This window comes from Thiolapillus sp., from assembly GCF_048562965.1.
Classification (GTDB): Bacteria; Pseudomonadota; Gammaproteobacteria; order Chromatiales; family Chromatiaceae; genus Thiolapillus; species Thiolapillus brandeum_A.
Genome location: NZ_JBHNMF010000180.1, coordinates 1 through 6,221, shown reverse-complemented (window position 1 = coordinate 6,221; position 6,221 = coordinate 1). Strand labels below are relative to the sequence as shown.

Sequence of the window (6,221 nt, the reverse complement as noted above, 5' to 3'; positions counted from 1 at the left end):
TTTCTTATGTATCAATGCTTTAGATCATAATTGTACCATCCTGCACCGGATTTCTCATCGTCTTTTTTCGGTTTTTCAATTGAATTTCAATGACTTGGCATTTATAGACGGGAACTAGTTCATAAGAAACACCTTCAATTTTCATGGACGACCAGAAACCTTTTCAAAATACACCCGATACTGGCGTATCCGGCGGTACAAGCGATCATCTCTTGTCAAACAATACCAGCAAGTCATTGAGAAACATCTGCCCCCGGGAGGTTGGCTGAAAGCGGTCGGCACCTTTTTCCAGCAAGCCCAACTGACGCGCCCGATCCACAGACTCGGCGATCGATGCTGCAGCCATACCGGTACGCTTTCCAAACAGATCCACATCGACACCTTCTGTCAGCCGCAGGGCATTCATCATGAATTCCAGTTTCAAATCATCATCTTCCAGCTGCCGCCTGCTGATTCTGGCACCCGGACTCAGCATATAGGTCTGGGGATGACGTTCCCGGGCATAGCGGATCACTCCCTTTTCGGTACTCACCTTGGCATGTGCACCGGCACCAATGGCGAGGTAATCCCCAAACATCCAGTAATTGAGATTGTGCCGGCATTGCCCATTTTTTTGCGAAAAGGCAGAAACCTCGTATTGAGCATAGCCCATATTCCGTAAAAATCCTTGCCCTTGTTGTTGTATTTCCCAGAGCTGCTCGTCATCCGGCGTGGGAGGCGGCTGATGATAAAAAAGAGTATTGGGCTCGAAAGTGAGCTGGTACCAGGAAATATGCTCCGGAGCCAGCCTGGCAGCCTGCTGCAGATCTGCCAGGGCCTGCTCCGGGGTCTGCTGCGGCAGTCCGAACATGAGGTCGATATTGATGTTTCTGAAACCGGCAGACCTAGCAAGCCGGAACGCCTGCAGGGCCTGTCCAGGATCATGGATCCTGCCCAGCGAATGCAGGTGTACAGCATTGAAACTCTGCACTCCGATGGACAGGCGGTTGACTCCAGCAGCACGATATTCGGCAAAATGCCCCGCGTCCACGGCCCCTGGATTGGCTTCCAGCGTGATTTCGATGTCTTTCGCCAACACCAGCTGATTCCGGATGCCCTGCAGCAACTTGGCAATGGCCGCACCACTGAACAGGCTGGGTGTGCCGCCACCGATAAAAACACTGGTGATCTCACGGCCAGCAGCCAGTTCCTGCTGCTGCCGCAGGCCTGTCAGCAATGCCTGCACATAGTCCTGCTCAGGCAGCACTTCCTTCAGAGCATGGGAGTTGAAGTCGCAGTACGGGCATTTCCGCACGCACCAGGGAATGTGCACATATAAAGAGAGCGGCACATCCCCCGGCTCGGGAGCTGTCATCCGGCATCCCGTGCTTTCAGATAGGCCAGATCCGATATGCGGCTGTATTTCTTCGAGGCATCCAGGAAGGCCACATAACTGTCATAGATTTTTTTCGCTGCCTTGTTTTGAGCCGCGAGCTCTGCCGCCACCTCGGCGGACACTTTGCGCAGCTGACCCAGTACATCGTCGGGATAGGCACGTAGCTGTACGTGATGCTTGTTCACCAGCTGCTCCAGGGCGCCGGGATTGCGCGCGCTGTATTCCGCCAGCATGTCCTGGTTGACAACCTTGCAGGCGTTTTCCACGATGGCCTGCAGATCCTTGGGCAGGGCTTCGAAGGCCTTGCGGTTGATCAGTGCCTCGAGAATGGTGCCCGGCTCGTGGAAACCGGGGTAATAGTAATACTTGGCCGCCTTGTACAGGCCGAAGGCCAGGTCGTTGTAGGGTCCCACCCACTCGGTGGCGTCGATGGTGCCGGAGGTCAGGGCGGTGAACAGCTCGCCACCGGGCAGATTCACCGGGGTGCCGCCCAGGCGCTTGAGCACCTCGCCGCCCAGGCCGGGAATACGCATTTTCAGACCCTTCATGTCCGCCAGGGAGTTGATCTCCTTGTTGAACCAGCCCCCCATCTGCACACCGGTGTTGCCCGCCGGCCGGCCGATGACGCCGAAGGGCTTGTAGGTCTCGTCCCAGAGCTGCCGCCCGCCGCCGTAATAGATCCAGCCATTCATCTCATTGGCGGTCATGCCAAAAGGCATGGTGGAGAAAAACTGGGCCTCAGGCACCTTGCCCTTCCAGTAGTAGGCTGAGGCATGGCCCATTTCCGCCGTACCCCGGGACACCGCATCGAACACCTCGAAAGCCGGCACCAGTTCCTTGGCACCGTACACCTTGACCTTGAGCCGCCCGCCGGACATTTCCGTGATCAATCTCGCCAGGTTGTTGGCGCCCGTACCCAGGCCGGGAAAATTCTTCGGCCAGGTGGTGACCATCTTCCACTTGATGGTCTTGCCCGCGTGGGCCAAGCCGGTTGCCGAAGCACCGCTCACGGCCAGGGCGGCACCCGTGGTTTTGAGAAATTTTCTACGATCCATAATTCACCTCATCAATTCGATTGTGCAAACGCCGTTGCCGATGGCACATTATCATATCAACCTGGGAAACCGCTTATGTCAGGCTGAAGCCTGACATACAGGGAAATACTGCAGGTCAGACATCAGTCCGCTACCTCGGCCATGTGAAGTAAGCCAGTCAGGTTGCTGTTTAATATCGCGCTGAAGCCCGATCCACACATTCCGGTTCACAGCCGTTGCAGGTTGGCATAGCTGACTACCAGCCACTTGCTGCCAACCGCTTCAAAATTCACCTGTACCCGGGCGCTGCTGCCCTGGCCTTCCGCATTGAGTACCACCCCTTCGCCAAATTTGGGATGAGATACCCGCTGTCCCAGATCGAACCCTGTGCTTTCCCTGGCATCATTCAGCGATCCTCCGCGGGCGCTGTAGGGACGTGCAATCGCCGGACGGGCCCGCACCTCTTCCGTCACCTCCGTCGGTATCTCCCGCAGGAAACGCGAAGGCAGGGGATAGGATTCCCGGCCATGGAGCCGCCGGTTCTCGGCATAACACAAATAAAGCTGCTGCATGGCGCGGGTCATGCCCACGTAGCACAGGCGCCTTTCCTCTTCCAGCCGTGCAGGATCTTCCGCCGACATGCTGTGCGGGAACAGTCCCTCTTCCACACCCACCAGAAACACTAGGGGAAATTCCAACCCCTTGGCGGAATGCAGGGTCATGAGCTGTACGCTGTCCTCGTATTCTTCCGCCTGATTGTCACCGGCTTCGAGGGCCGCGTGCGACAGGAACGCATCCAGCTCCGACATGTCCTCGACTTCCTCGGGTGCAGGCTGGAACTGGCGGGTGGCATTGACCAGTTCTTCCAGGTTCTCGATACGGTCCTGGCCCTTGCCGTCCCGCGACTTCCTGAAATGTTCGGGCAGTCGGCTGTGATGAATCACGTGCTCGGCTTTTTCCCACAGTGGCAAGGCCGCCGTAGCGGCACGCAGCTCATGGATCAGATCCAGATAGCCCTGCAGAGCCTTCGATGCCCGGGGCGTCATGCCACCACCGCGCAGCAGGTCTTCACAGGCCTGCCACATCGAGCAGTTGAAATCCCGAGCATGGGCGCGCAAGGCATCCAAGGTCTTGGCGCCAATGCCCCGCGGCGGCTGGTTCACCGCACGCTCGAAGGCCGCATCGTCATGGGGATTGGAGAGCTGCCGCAGGTACGCCAGCGCATCCTTGATCTCGGCCCTTTCGAAGAAGCGCAGACCGCCATAGACCCGGTAGGGAATGCCCGCCTGTAACAAGGCCTCCTCGAACACCCGCGACTGGGCTGTGGTGCGGTAGAGGATAGCCGCCTCGGCGCGCAGATGACCGTCGTCGATAAAGGCGCGGATACGTTCCACCACGAAGCGCGCCTCGTCCACCTCGTTGAAACCTGCGTAGATACGGATCGGCTCGCCGTCGCCGTCCTCGGTCCACAGCTCCTTGCCCAGACGCTCGGGGTTGTTGGTGATGACGGCATTGGCACCACGCAGGATGTTGCCGCTGGAGCGGTAATTCTGCTCCAGCTTCACCAGCTGGGCATTGGGGAAATGCCTGGGAAAATCCTGGATGTTCTCCACCCGGGCGCCCCGCCAGCCGTAGATGGACTGGTCGTCATCCCCCACCACGAACAGGTTGTCCCGGTCCCCTGCCAGCAGGCGCAGCCAGGCGTACTGAATGCTGTTGGTGTCCTGAAACTCGTCCACCAGGACATGCTGGAAACGCTCCTGGTAATGCTGCAGCACGTCCGGCCGGTCACGCCAGAGTTCCTGGGCGCGCAGCAGCAGTTCGGCAAAATCCACCGCACCGGCGCGCTCGCAGGCGGCCTGATAAGCCGTGTAGATGCGGATCATCTGGCGCCGCCACAGGTCGCCGCCATCTTCCAGGTTCTTGGGGCGGCGACCTTCGTCTTTCTGTTCATTGATAAACCACTGGGCCTGGCGCGGTGGCCACTTGGCATCATCCAGATTCAGCTCGCGGATCACCCGTTTGACCATTCTGAGCTGATCGTCGGAATCGAGAATCTGAAAGCCCTTGGGCAGATTGGCCTCTTCCCAGTGGGCTCGCAGTAGGCGATGGGCCAGGCCGTGAAAAGTGCCTACCCACATGCCGCCGGCGGGAAACCCCAGCAGTTCCTCGATGCGGTGACGCATCTCGCGGGCGGCCTTGTTGGTGAAGGTCACAGCCAGGATACCCCAGGGGGATACGCCTTCCACCTGAATCAGCCAGGCGATACGGTGCACCAGCACCCGGGTCTTGCCGGAACCGGCGCCCGCCAGCACCAGGGTGGAGCAGGGCGGCGCGGAAACGGCATCCCGCTGAGCGGCATTCAGGCCATCGAGTATTGAGGAAACATCCATGAAACGATTGTATCAGTTGCTGTCCAGAGCGGCGTCCAGCTCGGCTTCACTCTCACCCTTGTCCAGGCGGATTTTCACCCCCAGATTGGACTGGGATTCGGCATTCTCCATGGCTTTTTCTTCTGTGATGCGACCTTCCTTGTACAAGTGATATAGCGACTGATCGAAGGTCTGCATACCGGACTCACTGCTTCGTTCCATGGCCTCGCGAATCTCGTCGATCTTGCCTTTGGAGATCAGGTCACGGATCAGGGGTGTGATCATCATCACTTCCACCGCAGGAACGCGTTTGCCTTCGTTGTCACGCACGAGGCGCTGGGAAATGATGGCCGCCAGATTGTGTGCCAGATCCATGAACAGCTGCGCGTGCATATCCTTGGGAAAGAAAGTCACGATGCGCTCCAGCACATGACTGGCATTGCTGCCGTGCAGGGTGGACAGACACAGATGGCCGTTTTCCGCATAGGCGATAGCATGCTGCATGGTGGAACGTTCGCGGATCTCGCCGATGAGAATCACATCCGGTGCCTCGCGCATGGCGTTCATCAGGGCATCTTCGTAGCTGTCAGTATCGATGCCAACCTCACGCTGATTGACCACGGATTTCTGGTAGTGATGCACGTATTCCACCGGGTCTTCGATGGTCAGGATATGGCTGCGGCTGTGCTTGTTGCGGTGGTCGATCATGGTAGCCAGCGTGGTGGATTTGCCCGCGCCGGTGGCGCCCACCGCCAGGATCAGTCCCCGGGGTTTCATCACCAGCTCTTCCAGCACGGGTGGCAGGTTGAGCTCGGCGATGGAAGGAATCTTGTCTGTCAGATAGCGGATCACCATGGCTACCTCGCCGCGCTGGCGAAAGATATTCACCCGGAAACGCCCGTAACCCTCCATTTGCAGGCTCAGGTTCATTTCCGGACGTTCCCCGAAAGCCTTGCGCTGCCGGGGACTCATGATGCTGTCCGCCAGTGCCGCAATGCCTTTTCCTCCCAGCAGCTTGTCATTCACCACGGAAAGTACCCCGTCGATCTTCATGTGCAGGGGGGTTCCCGCCGAAAAAAACAGGTCCGATGCCTCGTTTTTGATCATGAGTCTCAGAAAATCATTTATTTCAGGCATATTCTCTCTGCCAGGGATTTATTAAAGTTCCAGTCAGCACCCGGATCAATCGACGGCGCAAGCCGTTGATTTTGAAGCAACGCGCAAACCGCGTTTGCGCTGCAGCTCGCTCTGGGAAGTCCAGGACGGGCATATTCAGAGCTTACTTAACTCAGTGAGGCTGAACCCAGATATTGTTCAACCGTAAGCGCCCAAGAATCCACACCTGTTTTCCCCACCTGACCCTGTGCAGACTTTCTCCTGAAATTTCACGACACAGGAGAAATCGATGGACATGTCTGATGCCACCGAAGGCGCGTCATT

The 6,221-nt window shown here is 57.9% G+C and carries 4 protein-coding genes; all 4 read right to left on the bottom strand.

The window, feature by feature from the left end:
• Window positions 1-205: 205 nt before the first annotated feature.
• Complete coding sequence (hemW, locus tag ACOCD2_RS10555; RefSeq protein WP_293647420.1) at window positions 206-1,354, bottom strand: radical SAM family heme chaperone HemW; 1,149 nt, start codon at window positions 1,352-1,354, stop codon at window positions 206-208.
• The gene (locus ACOCD2_RS10550) at window positions 1,351-2,430 is read right to left on the bottom strand and encodes a TRAP transporter substrate-binding protein (protein WP_293647422.1); all 1,080 of its coding nucleotides are present in this window, start codon (window positions 2,428-2,430) and stop codon (window positions 1,351-1,353) included. The genes hemW and ACOCD2_RS10550 overlap by 4 nt, the downstream gene beginning before the upstream one ends.
• 206 nt (window positions 2,431-2,636) lie before the next feature.
• Window positions 2,637-4,802 (bottom strand): DNA helicase II, encoded by a 2,166-nt coding sequence (uvrD, locus tag ACOCD2_RS10545; RefSeq protein WP_293647424.1) that lies wholly within the window; start codon window positions 4,800-4,802, stop codon window positions 2,637-2,639.
• Window positions 4,803-4,814: 12 nt separating this feature from the next.
• A complete protein-coding gene (locus ACOCD2_RS10540; RefSeq protein WP_293647426.1) occupies window positions 4,815-5,918 on the bottom strand; it encodes a PilT/PilU family type 4a pilus ATPase in 1,104 nt (367 codons plus the stop codon).
• Between the last annotated feature and the right edge of the window lie 303 nt (window positions 5,919-6,221).